Source organism: Sphingomonas sp. BL-S-28 (assembly GCF_055521515.1).
The window spans coordinates 1,820,327-1,835,577 of sequence record NZ_CM145484.1; the positions used below are offsets into that span (position 1 = coordinate 1,820,327).

The 15,251-nt window shown below is 64.4% G+C and carries 19 protein-coding genes; 11 read left to right on the forward strand and 8 right to left on the reverse strand.

The genetic code is table 11. The features are described 5' to 3' along the window. The first annotated feature begins 25 nt into the window (after positions 1-25). Positions 26-478, forward strand: coding sequence for a tRNA (cytidine(34)-2'-O)-methyltransferase (locus tag ACZ1JC_RS17345; RefSeq protein WP_465135692.1), 453 nt, complete (start codon positions 26-28; stop codon positions 476-478). 10 nt (positions 479-488) lie between these two features. Here ACZ1JC_RS17345 and ACZ1JC_RS17350 read toward each other — a convergent pair whose 3' ends face one another. The 5 genes from ACZ1JC_RS17350 to ACZ1JC_RS17370 form a co-directional block, all read right to left on the reverse strand. Continuing rightward, positions 489-1,343, reverse strand: coding sequence for an oxygenase MpaB family protein (locus ACZ1JC_RS17350; RefSeq protein ID WP_465135691.1), 855 nt, complete (start codon positions 1,341-1,343; stop codon positions 489-491). A gap of 41 nt (positions 1,344-1,384) precedes the next feature. Continuing rightward, on the reverse strand, positions 1,385-2,119 hold the full coding sequence (locus ACZ1JC_RS17355; RefSeq protein ID WP_465135690.1) for a GntR family transcriptional regulator: 735 nt from the start codon (positions 2,117-2,119) through the stop codon (positions 1,385-1,387). A 30-nt stretch (positions 2,120-2,149) separates the two neighbouring features. Further along, a complete protein-coding gene (locus ACZ1JC_RS17360) occupies positions 2,150-3,220 on the reverse strand; it encodes a Rieske 2Fe-2S domain-containing protein (protein ID WP_465135689.1) in 1,071 nt (356 codons plus the stop codon). Between the two features lie 216 nt (positions 3,221-3,436). Then, positions 3,437-4,159, reverse strand: coding sequence for a CbtA family protein (locus ACZ1JC_RS17365; RefSeq protein WP_465135688.1), 723 nt, complete (start codon positions 4,157-4,159; stop codon positions 3,437-3,439). Positions 4,160-4,169: 10 nt separating this feature from the next. Continuing rightward, positions 4,170-4,397 (reverse strand): CbtB domain-containing protein, encoded by a 228-nt coding sequence (locus ACZ1JC_RS17370; protein WP_465135687.1) that lies wholly within the window; start codon positions 4,395-4,397, stop codon positions 4,170-4,172. A 197-nt stretch (positions 4,398-4,594) separates the two neighbouring features. Here ACZ1JC_RS17370 and ACZ1JC_RS17375 point away from each other — a divergent pair, with 197 nt between their 5' ends. After that, positions 4,595-5,152, forward strand: coding sequence for a histidine phosphatase family protein (locus ACZ1JC_RS17375; protein WP_465135686.1), 558 nt, complete (start codon positions 4,595-4,597; stop codon positions 5,150-5,152). Between the two features lie 65 nt (positions 5,153-5,217). Next, positions 5,218-5,493: a hypothetical protein gene (locus ACZ1JC_RS17380; protein WP_465135685.1), complete on the forward strand. Its 276-nt coding sequence runs from the start codon at positions 5,218-5,220 to the stop codon at positions 5,491-5,493. A 114-nt stretch (positions 5,494-5,607) separates the two neighbouring features. On the opposite strand, the gene yghU is transcribed toward ACZ1JC_RS17380, so the two are convergent. Further along, the gene (yghU, locus tag ACZ1JC_RS17385) at positions 5,608-6,456 is read right to left on the reverse strand and encodes a glutathione-dependent disulfide-bond oxidoreductase (RefSeq protein WP_465135684.1); all 849 of its coding nucleotides are present in this window, start codon (positions 6,454-6,456) and stop codon (positions 5,608-5,610) included. 197 nt (positions 6,457-6,653) lie between these two features. On the opposite strand from yghU, the gene ACZ1JC_RS17390 reads away from it, so the two are divergent. Continuing rightward, complete coding sequence (locus ACZ1JC_RS17390; protein ID WP_465135683.1) at positions 6,654-7,283, forward strand: TetR/AcrR family transcriptional regulator; 630 nt, start codon at positions 6,654-6,656, stop codon at positions 7,281-7,283. An 84-nt stretch (positions 7,284-7,367) separates the two neighbouring features. On the opposite strand, the gene ACZ1JC_RS17395 is transcribed toward ACZ1JC_RS17390, so the two are convergent. Beyond that, positions 7,368-8,468 (reverse strand): branched-chain amino acid aminotransferase, encoded by a 1,101-nt coding sequence (locus ACZ1JC_RS17395; RefSeq protein ID WP_465135682.1) that lies wholly within the window; start codon positions 8,466-8,468, stop codon positions 7,368-7,370. Positions 8,469-9,231: 763 nt separating this feature from the next. Further along, positions 9,232-9,768 (reverse strand): hypothetical protein, encoded by a 537-nt coding sequence (locus tag ACZ1JC_RS17400; protein ID WP_465135681.1) that lies wholly within the window; start codon positions 9,766-9,768, stop codon positions 9,232-9,234. 113 nt (positions 9,769-9,881) lie between these two features. Between ACZ1JC_RS17400 and ACZ1JC_RS17405 the strand changes: the two genes are divergently transcribed. From ACZ1JC_RS17405 to ACZ1JC_RS17435, 7 genes are all read left to right on the forward strand, one after another. Beyond that, on the forward strand, positions 9,882-10,592 hold the full coding sequence (locus tag ACZ1JC_RS17405; protein WP_465135680.1) for a TlyA family RNA methyltransferase: 711 nt from the start codon (positions 9,882-9,884) through the stop codon (positions 10,590-10,592). Positions 10,593-10,707: 115 nt separating this feature from the next. Next, positions 10,708-11,262, forward strand: a complete 555-nt coding sequence (locus tag ACZ1JC_RS17410; protein ID WP_465135679.1) for a TspO/MBR family protein — start codon at positions 10,708-10,710, stop codon at positions 11,260-11,262. A 47-nt stretch (positions 11,263-11,309) separates the two neighbouring features. Then, entirely contained in the window at positions 11,310-11,558 is a 249-nt protein-coding gene (locus tag ACZ1JC_RS17415) for an accessory factor UbiK family protein (protein WP_395332228.1), read from the forward strand. An 80-nt stretch (positions 11,559-11,638) separates the two neighbouring features. After that, positions 11,639-12,244: a DNA repair protein RecO gene (recO, locus tag ACZ1JC_RS17420; RefSeq protein WP_465135678.1), complete on the forward strand. Its 606-nt coding sequence runs from the start codon at positions 11,639-11,641 to the stop codon at positions 12,242-12,244. Positions 12,245-12,264: 20 nt separating this feature from the next. Next, on the forward strand, positions 12,265-13,308 hold the full coding sequence (gene leuB / locus ACZ1JC_RS17425; RefSeq protein WP_465135677.1) for a 3-isopropylmalate dehydrogenase: 1,044 nt from the start codon (positions 12,265-12,267) through the stop codon (positions 13,306-13,308). A gap of 44 nt (positions 13,309-13,352) precedes the next feature. Continuing rightward, positions 13,353-14,537 (forward strand): glycosyltransferase, encoded by a 1,185-nt coding sequence (locus ACZ1JC_RS17430; RefSeq protein WP_465135676.1) that lies wholly within the window; start codon positions 13,353-13,355, stop codon positions 14,535-14,537. Beyond that, the gene (locus tag ACZ1JC_RS17435) at positions 14,492-15,175 is read left to right on the forward strand and encodes a DUF2238 domain-containing protein (RefSeq protein WP_465135675.1); all 684 of its coding nucleotides are present in this window, start codon (positions 14,492-14,494) and stop codon (positions 15,173-15,175) included. Before ACZ1JC_RS17430 ends, ACZ1JC_RS17435 begins: the two co-directional genes overlap by 46 nt. The last annotated feature ends 76 nt before the right edge of the window (positions 15,176-15,251 follow it).

Below are 15,251 nucleotides of genomic sequence, written 5' to 3' on the forward strand. Positions count from 1 at the left end.
CGTCTGGGGCCGCCAATTGGCGCGAATGCGTATCGCTCTCTTCGAACCGGAAATCGCTGGAAACGTCGGCGCCGTCCTTCGCCTCGCCGCCTGCATGGGCGCCATCGTAGACCTGATCGAACCGATGGGGTTCGAATGGGACGATCGCCGCGTGCGCCGAACCGCGATGGACTATATCGACCACGTCACGATCGTGCGTCACCCCGATTTCGATGCGTTCAGAGCATCCATCGGAACGCAAAGGCTGGTGCTGTTCACCACCAAGACCGACCGGTCGGCCTACGATTTCCAGTACAGGGCCGATGACGTCCTGCTGTTCGGCAAGGAAAGCATGGGCGTGCCGGCTTTCGTGTCCGACGCCTGCGCGGAGCGGGTGCGCATTCCGATGCGGCCGCAAGTGCGTTCGATGAACCTTGCCACTTCGGCGGCACTCGCGCTGGGTGAGGCATTGCGGCAGACGTCCTGCCTGCCGGGCTGATCATCGCGCGTCAGCGCTTTCCGGCAAAGGCCCAGCGTATCGTGGCGGCCATGGCGCGGGTGCCGGCGCGCACGGGCAGGGCGACAAGGCCGGGGCGGCCGATGCCCAGCATCGTCCGCGCAAAGGGCGGCAGCAGATCGACGGCTGCGGTGCCCAGGGTCTGCAGCACCGTGCCGGGACGTCGGCCCGGCTCTCCTTCCAGCAGGAATGCGGCGACTTCGCGCGCGGCAGGGCTTCCGGCCAGTTCCTCGCGCATGTCGGCGATGAGCGCCACCGCCTCGGCCCGGCTGCGCGGCACCGGCGCACAGCCAAGCAATTCGGCGACCGTGGCGCTCTGCTCGAAATAGCGATCCTGATCGGCCGCCGGCATGTCGGGATCGGCATAGGCCAGATAGGCTTCCAGAAAGCTGGTCGCCTCGGCAACGTGGACCCAGGCCAGAACGCGCGGATCGGTTGCGGAATAGGGCCGGCCGTCGGGCATCGTTCCGCTGATTCGGGTATGAATGGCGTTGACGGTGGCGATGGCTTTCAGCGCCTCGTCCCGGTGGGCGTAAGTGGTGGTGGCAATGAACCTTGCGGTGCGGCGCAGGCGGCCTTCGACGTCGTGCCGGAAATCCGAATGGTCCAGCACGCCCTGAAGCGCCACGGGATGCAGCATCTGCAGCAGGAGCGCGCGCATCCCGCCCACCATCATTGCCACCACATCGGCGTGGACCATGCGGATGGGGCTGTCCGGCGGGAACAGGGCGTCGGCGGAAGGGAGGACCGGCGCCTCGCCCTTCGAGCGGTCGTTGAAGACCGCGCGGACTTGCCGCACCAGCAGGTTGCGAAGGGCGTCCGCAGGCTTGGGAATCGGCGCGACCATCGGTGGAGAATGCCCGAATTAAGGCAATCGAACCAGCACGCTCAGGCGTCGGCGGTGCTTTCGCCGTGGAACCGCCGGAACAGACGTTCGCTGCCCAGAGCGGCGCGCGCATGATCGCGCATCGCGCGCTCGGCCGTGTCCGCGTCCATGCGCCGGATCGCCGCGATCACGGCCACATGTTCGCGATGCGCGGCGCAAAGGTGGGCGAACTCGTCCGCGGGTTCGTTCTCCAGCGTCAGCGCAACGGCGGAGGCGAAGGGCAAGTGGTCGTTGCGCGCCAGTGCCTGCCCGATCGAGGGGTTGCCGCTGGCATCCACGAGAAGGGTGTGAAACGCCAGATTGTAGTCGTGGAACCGGTCCACGTCGCCCTGCGCCAGCGTGCCTTTCGCGAAGATGGCTTCCCCTTCGGCAAGGCAATCGGCGAACCGCATTTCCTCCGCCGCGGTCATTCCGCGCAGGGCTAGCCGCCGTGCGGCCAGGCCTTCCAGAACGCCGCGCACTTCGATGGCGCCGTTGATGTCTGCAGAGGTGATTGCCCGCGCGGTATAGCCCCGCGCGCCCAGCTTTTCGACCAGGCCCTCTGCTTCCAATGCACGCAGGGCGGTGCGCACGGGCATGCGCGAAACGCCCAGCGCATCGGCCGTGGCGATCTCCGCAATCCGCTCGCCGGGGCGGAATGCACCTTCCGCGATCATCCGCCGCAGCGAGATGATCACGTGCTGGCCCGGCTTCAGCCGGCGTCCGCCCTGCGGTTGGGAATCCCCTTCAACGTCCATGGTTTGCTTTCGGCGCGCGGGTGCGGCCTGTCAAACCTGCTCCGCGCACTCGGCAGCAATGGCACGATCGATCATCAGGCGCGATCGCGCGCCGCCGGCATCAATGTTCAGCTTCAGCAGCCGCCGTTCGGGCCAGCGCAGCAGGTTGGCCTGCTGCCGTTCCAGCATCTCCAGATCTTCTCCGAAAATCTTGCGCTGGCCTTCGCGGATCGTGTCCGTCAGTTCCCCATCGTCCACCGCGAAGCGGCGCGCCATGCCCCAGAAGTAGTGGTGGCTGGTTTCGGTTTCCGGCGTGATGAAATCGACGACGATGCTGGATGCCTTGACGGCTTCCGGCGCGTCGTAGCCGCCCTGTCCCTCCAACGCGACGCCCACCTCGATCATCACGTGGCTGGGCAGCGTGAAGCGGCAGAGCTGCCAGCGGTCGACCGTGGCGTCTTCGTCCAGGCCGGCGCCGCGCAGCGCCATGCGCCAGAACGGCGGGGCCTTGATCGCATCCATGAAGCGGCTGGTGACGACCTCGTTCGCATCCGCGCGGGTGCGGACGGGGGCCTCGTCGATTTCCTTCTGGCCGATGCTGCTCGAATGGACGTAGGTTTCGTGCGTCAGGTCCATCAGGTTGTCGATCATCAGCCGATAGTCGCAGGCGATGTGGTAATAGCCGCCGCCATATGCCCATTCCGCGCTATCCGCCCATTCCAGCGGGTGGAGGCGGGTTGCATCGGCCTCATCCGGATCGCCGGGCCAAACCCAGATGAAGCCATGGCGTTCGATCGTTGCGAAGCGGCGTCCGGCGGGAAAGCCGCCGACTTTCTGCCCAGGCATTTCCGCCGCCTTGCCCAGACAATCCATCACCAGCCCGTGATAGCCGCAGACCAGCCGGCCTTCGCGCACGAAGCCCAGCGACAGCGGTGCGCCACGATGGGGGCAGAAGTCCTCCAGCGCGGTCGGCTGGCCGTCCGGGCCACGAAAGAACACCATGCGTTCGCCGCAGATGGTTCGGCCTAGCGGTCCATCCGTGATCTCGTCCGGCGTGCAGGCGACGTACCATGCGTTTTTGGGCCAGATCGCGGCAGTCGAAGCCGGGGTTGCGCTATCCATGGATCCACTCCTGTGATCAATTATTGGATCCAATAAGTGATATTTTGGATCCAATGTCAACGCAAATCCCGGCGGTGGCGCCTTGCGAACGCCGTGTGGGGCCTATTGGAACGACGAAAATCACACCGCCTGCGCACGCGCGGGCGGGGTGATTTCGTTGGGATCAGGGAATGGCGGGGCAGCAAGGCGCCCGGTAAGCGGGCGCCGGAAGCTTATTCAGATTGGGCTCTGTCGCTTCAGCACGCGTTCCGCCCAAAGCCCGAAGGCTAGTCCGATGGTGGCCCAAAGAACCAGTTGCGTTCCCATCGATGCCACTCGGAACTTCCAGAGGAGGACGGCGGGGAAATCGGCGGGCACTTCGTTGATCGTCGGCAGCAGAAACTGTCCGAGGGCAACCGCGCCCAGATAGACCACGACAGCAAGAAGGGTGGCATCGAAGCCGCGACCCGGGCGCGCCATCGCCCTGCGCACCCGCGCTGCGACCACGGCGGCGCCCAGCGAAAGGGCGATCATGCCGAAGTAGGCGGCCGTGCGCAGCGCCACTGTCTCATGTTTGCCCACCGCAGGCGGAGTTTGCGGATATTTCATTGCCGGCACGATTACGACCAGCAGGAAAGTCAGCGCCGCCAGCACCAGCGCAAAACTGCGCGGGCCCAGGTGGCCCATACGGCCATAGCCATAGGCGAAAACCAGCGAGAATACGCCGCCTACCGCCGCGCCGTAGAGTGCCAGTGCGGTGAGAAGGCCCGCGCCTTTCTGGGTGGCGCGGCTGACGAGTTCCTCTTCCTCCGGCATGCCGGGGTGATGCATCGCATGGCTTTCCTCATAGCCGATGGCGAGGTCGATCTGCGGCTCGGCAAAGCCACGTGCGAAAAGCGTGGCCAAAAGCGCGCCCAGAATGCCGGCAAGCATTCCGCGCCAGAGCAGGTCTCTGGTCATGTCGGGCGCCTTAGTGGCAGGGGAAGCCGAGGAGATGGCGTCCATCATGCACGAATTCGTGCACGTACATGCCCTGAAACAGCGCGAAGGCACCTTGTTCGGTGCTGACGAAATAGAGGAAGATCAGCGCCAGCAGCGTGCCCAGCACGGCCCAGGGAGCGATATCCTCAAGCGGAATGGCGTTGCCGCCTTGCACGGGGATGAAGGTATCGTCGAAAACTGCGGCACTGGCTGCCATTGTCATGCTCCTTTTCGGGATTGCGCGTCCCTTGGAAAACCTGTTGCCGGGAAAGAAGGTCTGGCTCTCGACGGGGTGGTTACCGCACGATTACAGTGGCGCGACCGCGCCGGGATTGCACCGGCTTCTTCGTTCCTGAACACAAGTCCCTTTGGGCGCTGCGCCTCTTTCCGTCAACGATTTCAGGGCTTCCTCCCTTGGCAACTACGCTTCTGCTCCTCTGTATCGCCTCTACGTCGTCCAGTCGCTTGGGCGGTTTCCCCGATCCGGCAGAGCCGTTGGACGATGCCGGTCGGCGTGACGCGGCGGTGGCGGTGCCCGCTTCCCGTTTCCATGCCCGTGTGCATCGCAGCCCGGCACTGGCCGCTGCGGAGACTGCCGCGGCAATGGGTCTGGCCTCGACGCCGGATCCGGCGCTGGCAGATATCGATCATGGGGCATGGATGGGTCTGCCTTTTGCCGAAATCGCGCCCGCCGAACTGGGGGCATGGCTTGCCGATCCGTCCCGCGGCGCACCGGGCGGAGAATCGATGGCGGCGGCGTCCCGGCGGATAGGAGAATGGATGGACGAGGTTGCCAGACAGGACGCGCCGGTCTGTGCCGTTACCCATCCCATGATGGTGCGGGCTGCGCTGGCCCATGCGCTCGGCATGCCGTTTTCGGCCGCGCTTGCCATCGATCTTGCCCCGCTTTCCCATACGCTACTGTCGTTCAACCGCGCATGGCGCCTGCAGTCGCTGGGCCCTGCGATCTAGTGCCGTTTCGGGTGCGCGACGCCCAACAAGGTGATAGCCTGCCCCGACAACCTGCGAAGGAGAGCATGATGCCGCTGATCGAACGGGCCGCACGGGTACTGGCGAAGTCCAGAAACGGAAGCGACGATTGGGATCATCTGGACGCAAGGACGCAGGAGGAATTGAAGAGCACCGTAATCGCCGTGATCAAGGCTCTTCGCGTTCCGACTCCGGGCATGTGCGCCGCCGGGCACAAGCTGCTGCTGGAGGAGGGGCATTCCGCCGGAACCAGTGACGCGCACGATGCATGGCAGGTCATGGTCGATGCCGCCGTGGGAAGCGTTCCCGTTTCCAGCGCCTAGGGATCGACGTTCGGCCCATGGAGGCCGGCGACGCGCGGGAACGTATGGAGAATGGCTCCACTACGTCCCGCGGCCCGATGCGGCGGCTAGCCTGCCGCCGCATCTTCCGTGCGGTTATCCCGCCAGCACGACGTCGATATCGGCCGCCGAGTGGCGCTCGCGCACGAAGCCGTCGCCATTGCGATTGACGATACGGCCGCGCTGAATGCCCTTGCGCGCGGCCAGTTCCTCACCCCAGCGGACGAGGTTGGTATAGCTGGGCACATCCAGGAACGTGGCCGCGTCGCCATAGGCATCGCCGCGCAGGAAGGCGCCGAACCAGCCGTAGGCGGCGATGTCCGCGATGGTGTATTCGTCACCCGCCAGATAGCGGGTCTGGGCCAGCCGCTTGTCGGCAACGTCCAGAATGCGCTTGGTTTCCATCGCATAGCGGTTGATCGGGTATTCGAATTTTTCCGGCGCGTAGGCATAGAAGTGGCCGAACCCGCCGCCGATCATCGGCGCCGTCCCCATCTGCCACATCAGCCAGGACATGCACTCCGCCCGGCCCGGCTGCGTGGTGGGCAGGAACATTCCGAACTTTTCGGCCAGATGGAACAGAATCGAGCCCGACTCGAACACGCGAACCGGCTCATCGCCGGACAGATCCAGCAGAGCAGGGATTTTCGAGTTGGGATTGATCGATACGAAATCCGAACCGAACTGGTCGCCGTTGCCGATGTCGATCAACCATGCGTCGTACTCTGCGCCCGCCACTCCGGCCGCCAGAAGTTCTTCCAGCATGATGGTGACCTTCTGGCCGTTTGGCGTACCCAGCGAGTAAAGCTGGAAGGGATGGGTGCCGCGCGGCAGTTCCTGCTGATGCGTCGCGCCGGAAACCGGGCGGTTGGTCTTGGCCCATTCACCCCCGTTGTCCTTGTCCCAGGTCCAGACTTTCGGCGGGTTGTAGGTACTCTTGAGCATGCGGGCACTCCGTCAGTGTCGTTGGCGGAGAGGTAGGTGCGCCTACCCCGTCCGACAACCCTTTGGAGTGCTTGGGAAAGACACCTGAAGCGTATTAAATAAAGGAAATAAATCAATCTTATGGGCCGAAAGTATGAGGAACCTAACCCCTCTTAAATCATTGACTGCAGTGGCGGGGGTGGCCAAGCAGGGCATGCATGATTCAATCGATTGAAAAACAACCCGCCGAAGATGCGGGGGAAACCAGCCGTCAGTCGCGTCGCCGTAACAAGGGGTTTGAAGAAACCCACCTGGTGCTGATCGAGACCGCCGTCAAACTGGTTTCGATGAAGGGGATGGAGGCGCTTTCGCTTTCGGAAGTTGCGCGCGAGGCGGGGGTCAATCGCACGACCGTCTATTACCACTTCACCGATCGCGATGCCTTGATCGATGCCATCCGTGATTGGTCGAAAAGGCAGCTCAGCGCCGTACTGACGCCTACCGATCCGCCGGAAAACCGCACGCGCATGGTGATCCGCTATGTGCTGGAAAACCCGGAAGTGGTCGCCTTGTGGACCGAAGAGTTCCTGGCGCCGGGCCGAATCCACGACCGTTACGTTACCTTCGCCCGGTTGACCGAGGATCTGGGTATTCGCTTCTCGGACGAGCCGCGCGCTGCGGGAATGGAGCCGGAGGTCTTTGCGACGTTTATGCTGACATGGTCGATGGTGGCGCCGCGCGTCTATCGCAACAGCGTGCGGCCCGACCTTTCCATCGACGAGACGGTGGACCGGCTGACCCACACCCACATGGCGATGTTGCGCCAGTGCGGATTGGCCGAACGCTAAGGCAAAATCGAATCGTGCGGCAATGAAAAGGCCCAGCGTGCAGGTTGCACGCTGGGCCTTTTCGTTTGCCTTGGGCCGTGGGCCTCAGGCGATCTTGTGGATCCAGTTGTGCGTGTCCGCCGCTTCGCCGCGCTGGATCGAAACCAGACGGTTCTTCAGCTTGGCGGTGAGCTGGCCGGGGCCGCCCGAACCGATGGTGAATTCACCATCGCGGCCCGAAACCTTACCGACCGGGGTGACGACGGCGGCAGTGCCGCAGGCGAACGTCTCGATCAGCTTGCCCGAAGTGGCATCGGCGCGCCACTGATCCAGGCTGTACTTGCCTTCCACCACCTTCAGGCCTTCCTCACGCGCCAGCTGCAGCAGGCTGTCGCGGGTGATGCCGGGCAGGATCGTGCCGGTAAGGGCAGGGGTCAGCAGGGTGCCGTCCTCGAACACGAAGTAGAGGTTCATGCCGCCCAGTTCCTCGATCCACTTGTGCTCTGCAGCGTCGAGGAAGACGACCTGATCGTGCCCGCGTGAGATCGCTTCGGCCTGCGGGACGAGGCTGGCGGCATAGTTGCCGCCGCACTTGGCCGCACCGGTGCCGCCGGGGGCGGCGCGGGTATAGTCCGAAACCCAGATCGAGACGGCCGGTGCGCCTGACTTGAAGTAGTTGCCCGCCGGGCTGGCGATGACGATGAACTTGTACTGCTTGGCCGGGCGCACGCCCAGAAACGCCTCGGTGGCGATCATGAACGGGCGCAGGTAGAGCGAGGCGCCCTCGGCGGCCGGGATCCAGTCACGGTCGGCCTGCACCAGGCGCTCGATCGCCTCGATGAACAGCGCTTCGGGCAGTTCGGGCATGGCAAGGCGTTCGGCCGACTTGTTGAAGCGCGCGGCATTGGCTTCGGGGCGGAACAGCGCGATCGAGCCGTCGGCCTGCTTGTAGGCCTTCAGGCCTTCGAAGATTTCCTGCGCATAGTGCAGCACGGCGGCTGCCGGATCGAGCGCGATCGGCTGACGCGGGCCTACCACGGCATCGTGCCAACCCTTCCCTTCGGTCCATTCGACCACGACCATGTGGTCGGAGAAATTGGTGCCGAAGCCGGGATTGGCGAGAATGGTCTCGCGCGTTTCGGCGCTGGTCGGCGCGGGGTGGGGCAGAGTGCTGAAAGTCAGGCCGGCATCGGCGAGCGTCGCCATCGAACGAAATCCTCTAAACTGAGATTGCTGGCGCCTCTGAACGAAAATTACGCGCGGCGCAATCAAAAAGTAATTTTGATACTCTGTCTTATAGCTTTAGCACGGCGACAAAGCCGGATGAACCGGCAACTTTGGCCCAGGCTGCGGCAGCATGCTCTTGCCCCCGCTTTGCGGTAAGGGCCAGTGCGAAATTCGCCTTCGCGCTTGCGCAATGGCGGGCCGGTGCCTGTGGAGGCGCGCTGCTGGAAGACTAGAGGAAAGCCCAAAATGAGAAGGGCCGCCCCGGTTGCCCGGTGCGGCCCTTCGCATGGTCAGCGGCCGGGAGTGCCGCCAGCGAAAGCCTTTATCGCGAATTCAATTCAGCGATAATGCCTCGCGACGGAAAAAGCCGACCTCTCTGCTGAACCATGAGACATCGGATCACCTCCTTTCGCGCTGTTTGAGCCATAGGGCGCCGCTGGTTAAAGCGGCTGGGCTTCGGGGTGCTTCCGGGCGCGTTTCCCAGGGTCCCTCTGCCCTGTTCAAATGTGTCTCCGATTCCGCAGCGCACAACAAGTCTTGTATTCGTTTTTTTTGCGGTCATTATTGATGCTTCGGGCGAGTTATCCCCAGCCTTTGAGCCGTATTGAAGCTCGATTGCCGGGGCAGCCGAGTGCGGCCTGAAAGCGCCTTTTTTGCTGCAGAAATCGACCGCTGAACGGGTGCCGAAACGCCTTTTCGGGCGTCCGGTGATTCCCGTTCACAAGTGCACTTTGGCGGCGGCTTATCGGCAGTCCTCGACCACGCGAGAGACTTCGGTCCAACTGGGCACGTAAAGCGTGGCCGCGCCCGGCGCCTCGATGGCGAAACGGCCTTTGCTGAACGCTATCGAATCGAGCAGGGTGTCGCGTGCGGGCAGGGCGACGGATAGCCCGGTCGTGCCTGCCGTTGCGGCCAGCGTGCGCGCGGTTTCGGAAGTGCGCACGACCAGCCTGGGGGTGCTTGCGGTACCGGCGCGGGTCAGGGTGACGGTGGAGGCCTGCCGATTGCAGGTAAGCGTGACGAGGCCGTCCGCAAAGCTGGCGGCGCCCGGGGCGGTCATGCGCCAGTCGCCGGGCGTCTGCGGCGCATCCTGCCAGCTAACGGGCGGCGGAGGCGGAGGGGGCGGCGCCTGAGTCGGCACAGGGCGCGGCGTGGGTGGCGGCGCCTGCGGCGCGGGCACGCAGGCGGCAAGCAGCGCCAGCACGGTCAGCGGGGCGCTTGCGACAAGTTTGCGGGGGAACGACGGGTCGGCTGCGAGCCGGCGCGGATTTGCCTTCATGGCCCCGGTATGGAATGAGGCGCGCTCCTTCTCAAGTACGCAAAGCCATGACCGACCCGTCCGAGCCCCGATCCACCGAAAAGAAAACGCCTTCTAAGGGCCGAGTCGACCAGATGCTGGTCGATCGCGGCCTTGTGGAAAGCCGCACGCGTGCGCAGGCGCTGGTGCTGGCCGGGCTGGTGTTTTCGGGCGAGACGAAGATCGCCAAGCCCGGCCAGAGCATCAAGGCCGATGCCCCGCTGGAAGTGCGCGGCCGCGATCATCCCTGGGTTTCGCGCGGCGGAATCAAGTTGGCGCATGCGATCGAGCATTTCCAGCTGGACCCCACCGGCGTCACCGCGATGGACATCGGCAGTTCGACCGGCGGTTTCACCGATGTGCTGCTGACGAATGGGGCGGAGCATGTCTTCGCCGTCGATTCGGGCACCAACCAGCTGGCGTGGAAGCTGCGGCAGGACCCGCGCGTCACCGTGCTGGAGCAGACCAGCGCGCGCATCCTGACGCCGAACGAGATCGACCGGCCGTGCACATGGGTGGTCTGCGATGCCAGCTTCATTGCGCTGTCCAAGGTTCTGGAGGTGCCGCTGCGCCTTGCCGCGCCGCAATGCCGGGTAGTGGCGCTGATCAAGCCGCAGTTCGAAGTGGGCCGCAACGAAGTGGGCAAGGGCGGCGTCGTGCGCGATCCGGTGCTGCACGAACGCGTCTGCGGCGAAGTGCGGGATTGGCTGGAAGGAGAGGGCTGGACGATTCAGGGAATCGTCGAAAGCCCGATCAAGGGGCCGGAAGGAAACGTGGAATTCCTCATCTCCGCATCGCGGGGATGACGGTTTCCGGGCGGGCCGGGCGACTTTTGCGCCGCGCATGCATTGCGTGTTGGCATTTGTCGTACCACAAACCGCCAGACTTGATGGTTTTTCCTGATTCGGGGGTTGCCAGGGAATGAACCCGATTGCCTCACCGGCCCAGTTGCGTGCCAGCCTTTTGCGCTGGGCACTGGTGCTCGTGCCGTTGATCGTGCTGCTGGGCTTTCTTTCGGGCAAGGTTGCCGGAAGCGGGCCGGGCAACGCGTGGTTCGACGCGCTTGCCAAGCCTGGCATCTATCCACCGCCGATCACGTTCGCGATCGTCTGGACATTGCTTTACGTGATCATGGGGCTGGCGCTGGCGATGATCTGCGCGGCGCGGGGCGCTCGCGGCCGGGGCGTGGCGGCGATGGCCTTCGTCGTGCAGTTCGTGCTCAACCTGGCGTGGAGCCCGGTGTTTTTCGCGCTGCACAAGATGACCGGCGGGCTGGTGGTGCTGGGGCTGCTGGTGGCGGCGGTGATCGTAACCATAATGCTGTTCGCCCGCGTACGGCCCGTCGCCGCGCTGCTGTTGGTGCCGTATCTAGCCTGGATCTGCTTCGCGAGTTACCTGAACTTCGCGTTCCTCCAGCTCAATCCGGACATGGACGGCGTTGAAGGCCCCCGCGCAGTGGAGCGTTTCAACATCTAACCACGGTCCCTCTTGCGTGCGGGGCCGCGAACGACCAAATAGCCCCCATGCAAAGCGAAAACCCCTTCGTCGCCGATTTCGTCAAGATGATGAACAGCGCCGCCGGCACGCTGGCCGGCGTCGGCCGCGAGGCGCGTGACAATGCGCGTGAGCGCTTCCGCGAATTCATGGGCGACATGGACTTCGTCAGCCGCGAGGAGTTCGAGGCTGTGAAGGAAATGGCCGCCACCGCGCGTGGTGAGATCGAGGACCTGAAGGCCCGCATCGCCAAGCTTGAAGGCAAGTCGGGCGAGTGATCGCCTGCGGGGGCAGTCTTTCATGAGCCTGCCCCGCTCCCCCTCGCTCCGCGTTTCTTGAAGCCCTAATCGCCGCAGCCATGCAGTTGCGCGCCCCTGCCATCGTCTGTGCCACCCGGCCCCACGGCGAAACCGCCGTTATCGCCCGGTTGCTGACCGAAGAGGCGGGGATCGTTGCCGCCTATGTCGCCGGAGGGCGCGGGCGGCAGCTTCGCCCGGTGCTGATCCCCGGCAACCTTGTCGAAGCGGACTTGCGCTCGAAAACCGACGAGCAGCTTCCTTTTGCGCGCATCGAACTGATCGAATCTCGCGGGCCCTGGCTCAGCGAGCCATTGCCCGCCGCGGCGATTTCGTGGGTTACCGCGCTGGCGGCCGCCGCGCTGCCCGAGCGACAGGCTTTCCCCGCGCTCTATCAGGCACTCGCCGCCGTACTCGATGCGATCTGCGTCGCGCCCTCCGCACGGGGCTGGGTCATGCCCTTGCTTTCCTTCGAAGTCCTGCTCCTCCGCGAACTGGGATACGGGGTTCCGGTGGACCGTCCGGCGGATGACGACTGGGGGGCGATCCTTGACGTTTTCGACCGGCTCGGCCCCGAGCTTGCGCGCTATCCGCTTGCCGAACGGCGCGGAGACGCTATGGGGGCGCGCGTCCTGCTGCGCGAGCGGCTCAGGCGGATTCACGGCTAAACGCCCAACGGAGAACGTACATGCGCATTGCAGTATTTGCAGGAGACGGGATCGGTCCCGAAGTCACCGAGCAGGCAGTGCGTGTTCTCAAGGCGCTTGAACTTCCCGGCCTCGAACTCGTCGAGGGCGATGTCGGCGGCGTTGCCTATCGCAAGCATGGCCATCCGCTGCCCGCCGAAACGCTGCAGATCGCGCGCTCTGCCGATGCGATCCTGTTCGGCGCGGTGGGCGATTTCTCGTGCGACCATCTTGAGCGTCACCTGCGTCCCGAACAGGCCATCCTTGGCCTGCGCAAGGAACTGGGCCTTTTCGCAAACCTGCGCCCGGCGCGCGTGTTCCCCGGTCTGGAAGACCTGACCACGCTGCGCGAGGAAGTGGCGGCGAAGATCGACCTGCTGATCGTGCGCGAGCTGAACGGCGATGTGTACTTCGGCGAGAAGGGCATTCGCACGCTGGAAGACGGCCGCCGTCAGGGCTGGGATATGATGTCCTACGCCGAAGACGAAGTGCGCCGCATCGCCCATGCCGGTTTCCAGGCGGCGATGACCCGTTCCAAGAAGCTGTGCTCGGTGGACAAGGCCAACGTCCTCGAAACCTCGCAGCTCTGGCGCGACGTGGTGATCGAGGTTGCCAAGGAATACCCCGAGGTCGAACTCAGCCACATGTACGTCGACAATGCCGCGATGCAGCTCGTGAAGAATCCCGGCCAGTTCGACGTGATCGTCACCGGCAACCTGTTCGGTGACATTCTTTCCGATCAGGCCTCGATGTGCGTGGGCTCCATCGGCCTGCTTGCTTCGGCCAGCCTTGCCGAAGGCTCCTACGGCCTTTATGAGCCCATCCACGGTTCGGCGCCTGACATCGCCGGCAAGGGGCTTGCCAATCCGATGGCGACGATCCTTTCGGCAGCCATGCTGCTGCGCCACTCGCTGGGCCTTGAGGCCGAGGCAGTGCGGATCGAGGCTGCGGTGGCGAAGACGCTGGCCGATGGGATCAAGGGCGGCGACCTTGGCGGCTCGGCAGGCACCCGTGAGATCGGGGATGCAGTCGTAGCGCGTCTTTGACCGCGACTAAGGTTTCTTCAGATTTACCACGTAAAACAGGGCGCATGAACATTACCTCTTCCGATCTTGCAGAGGCCGTAGACGTTGCCGCAGCTCAGGCCGCGAAGCCGCTTGAGCTGGCCGTCGTTCTGCCGACCTACAACGAGCGCAAGAACCTTGCGACGATGATCGATCGCCTCGACAAGGCGCTGAAGGGCGTTTCGTGGGAGGCGATCTTCGTCGACGACAACAGCCCGGACGGCACCTCGGACGAGGCGCGCAACCTGTCGCTGCGCGATCCGCGCGTGCGCTGCATCCAGCGCATCGGGCGCCGGGGCCTTGCCAGTGCCGCGATCGAGGGCATGTGCTCCACCGCCGCGCCCGTCGTGGCGGTGATGGACGCGGATCATCAGCACGATCCCGAACTGCTGCCGCAGATGCTGAAGGCGATTAGCTCGGGCGAGTACGATCTAGCCTATGCCTCGCGCTTCGCCGAAGGCGCCAGCACTGAGGCATGGGGCCGGCCCGACCGTGTGAAGGCTTCGGGCCTTGCCAACAAGATCGCCAACAAGGTCACCGGCGTCGATCTTTCCGACCCGATGAGCGGCTTCTTCATGCTGCAGACCAAGACTCTGCGGGCCGACGCGCATCGGCTCTCGGGCGTGGGTTTCAAGATCCTGCTCGACATCCTGGCAACGGTGGATACGCCGCTGCGGGTCAAGGAGTTTCCCCTGAACTTCGCCGCGCGCGCGGAAGGCGAGAGCAAGCTGGACAGGACGGTCGTGTTCGAATTCCTCATCGGTCTTTACGACAAGTGGCTCGGCCGCTTCATTCCCACCCGCTTCGCCCTGTTTGGCACCGTCGGCGGCCTGGGCGCGGTGCTGCACATGACGGTGCTGGCGCTGGTTCTGCACCTGTTCGGCGCGGAATTCGCGATGAGCCACTATCCCAAGGAAGCGGCCTTCATCACGGGCCAGACGATCGCGGCCATCGTCGCGATGACGTTCAACTTCGTGCTGAACAACGAACTGACCTACGCCGACAAGCGACTGCGCGGCTTCGGCCCGCTGGTGCGTGGCTGGGCGCAGTTCGCGCTGACTTGCGCCTTCGGCATGATCGCCAATATCGGTGCATCGACGGCGCTCGTACGCATCGGTTTCCATGACTATGCGGCGGCGATCATCGGCATCGTGCTGGCTTCGGTTTGGAACTTCGCGTTGTCGAACAAGTTCGTCTGGGGCAAGTACTGACCTCCGGAACCACCGCGCGGCACGGCGTGCCGCGCGTACAGATCGGCCTGCTGCTGCTTACGGCGGCAGCGGCCGTTTTCAGCCTTGTCGATACCCCGTTCCCGCGCCTTGCGCCCTTGCAGAACCTGCCGACGCTGGCGGTTCTTGCCGCTATAGGCTGGTCGCTGCGGCGCTGGCCGATGCCGACAAGCGCGATTGCCTGCCTTTGCCTGTTCCTGATCCTGCACACGATCGGCGGGCGCTACATCTATTCCTACGTCCCCTATGAGCACTGGGCCCGCGCGCTGGGCCTGCCGTCTCCTGCCGCCTCGCTCGGGCTGGAGCGCAATTCGTGGGACAGGCTGGTCCACTTCGCCTTCGGGGCGCTCTGGGTGCATCCGATCTCGGCCTGGCTGGCGCGGCACAAGGGGCTGTCTCCGGCGCTTGCGACTTACATCGCCGTCGAGTTCGTGCTTGCGGGCAGCGCGCTTTACGAAATCTTCGAATGGTTGCTGACGGTGTTCATGGCCGGGCCCGATGCGCTTGCCTACAATGGCCAGCAGGGTGATCCGTGGGATCCGCAGAAGGATATGGCGATGGCGGGGCTCGGTGCGGTCAGCGCCGCGATCGTCCTGCGGTTGAACGCGCGCCGGAAGTAACGCGGGTGTCGTCTGTCGGCGTTACTTGAACGTTTGCCGAAGTTGTTTTGAATAGATCGCCGTAATCCTGTTTCTC

Bases quoted from the DNA above. Each gene is read 5' to 3' on its own strand.
- ACZ1JC_RS17345 (WP_465135692.1), top strand. From the start codon at position 26: ATGCGTATCGCTCTCTTCGAACCGGAAATCGCTGGAAACGTCGGCGCC.
- ACZ1JC_RS17350 (WP_465135691.1), bottom strand. From the start codon at position 1,343: ATGGTCGCGCCGATTCCCAAGCCTGCGGACGCCCTTCGCAACCTGCTG.
- ACZ1JC_RS17355 (WP_465135690.1), bottom strand. From the start codon at position 2,119: ATGGACGTTGAAGGGGATTCCCAACCGCAGGGCGGACGCCGGCTGAAG.
- ACZ1JC_RS17360 (WP_465135689.1), bottom strand. From the start codon at position 3,220: ATGGATAGCGCAACCCCGGCTTCGACTGCCGCGATCTGGCCCAAAAAC.
- ACZ1JC_RS17365 (WP_465135688.1), bottom strand. From the start codon at position 4,159: ATGACCAGAGACCTGCTCTGGCGCGGAATGCTTGCCGGCATTCTGGGC.
- ACZ1JC_RS17370 (WP_465135687.1), bottom strand. From the start codon at position 4,397: ATGGCAGCCAGTGCCGCAGTTTTCGACGATACCTTCATCCCCGTGCAA.
- ACZ1JC_RS17380 (WP_465135685.1), top strand. From the start codon at position 5,218: ATGATGCCGCTGATCGAACGGGCCGCACGGGTACTGGCGAAGTCCAGA.
- yghU (WP_465135684.1), bottom strand. From the start codon at position 6,456: ATGCTCAAGAGTACCTACAACCCGCCGAAAGTCTGGACCTGGGACAAG.
- ACZ1JC_RS17390 (WP_465135683.1), top strand. From the start codon at position 6,654: ATGATTCAATCGATTGAAAAACAACCCGCCGAAGATGCGGGGGAAACC.
- ACZ1JC_RS17395 (WP_465135682.1), bottom strand. From the start codon at position 8,468: ATGGCGACGCTCGCCGATGCCGGCCTGACTTTCAGCACTCTGCCCCAC.
- ACZ1JC_RS17400 (WP_465135681.1), bottom strand. From the start codon at position 9,768: ATGAAGGCAAATCCGCGCCGGCTCGCAGCCGACCCGTCGTTCCCCCGC.
- ACZ1JC_RS17405 (WP_465135680.1), top strand. From the start codon at position 9,882: ATGCTGGTCGATCGCGGCCTTGTGGAAAGCCGCACGCGTGCGCAGGCG.
- ACZ1JC_RS17410 (WP_465135679.1), top strand. From the start codon at position 10,708: ATGAACCCGATTGCCTCACCGGCCCAGTTGCGTGCCAGCCTTTTGCGC.
- ACZ1JC_RS17415 (WP_395332228.1), top strand. From the start codon at position 11,310: ATGCAAAGCGAAAACCCCTTCGTCGCCGATTTCGTCAAGATGATGAAC.
- recO (WP_465135678.1), top strand. From the start codon at position 11,639: ATGCAGTTGCGCGCCCCTGCCATCGTCTGTGCCACCCGGCCCCACGGC.
- leuB (WP_465135677.1), top strand. From the start codon at position 12,265: ATGCGCATTGCAGTATTTGCAGGAGACGGGATCGGTCCCGAAGTCACC.
- ACZ1JC_RS17430 (WP_465135676.1), top strand. From the start codon at position 13,353: ATGAACATTACCTCTTCCGATCTTGCAGAGGCCGTAGACGTTGCCGCA.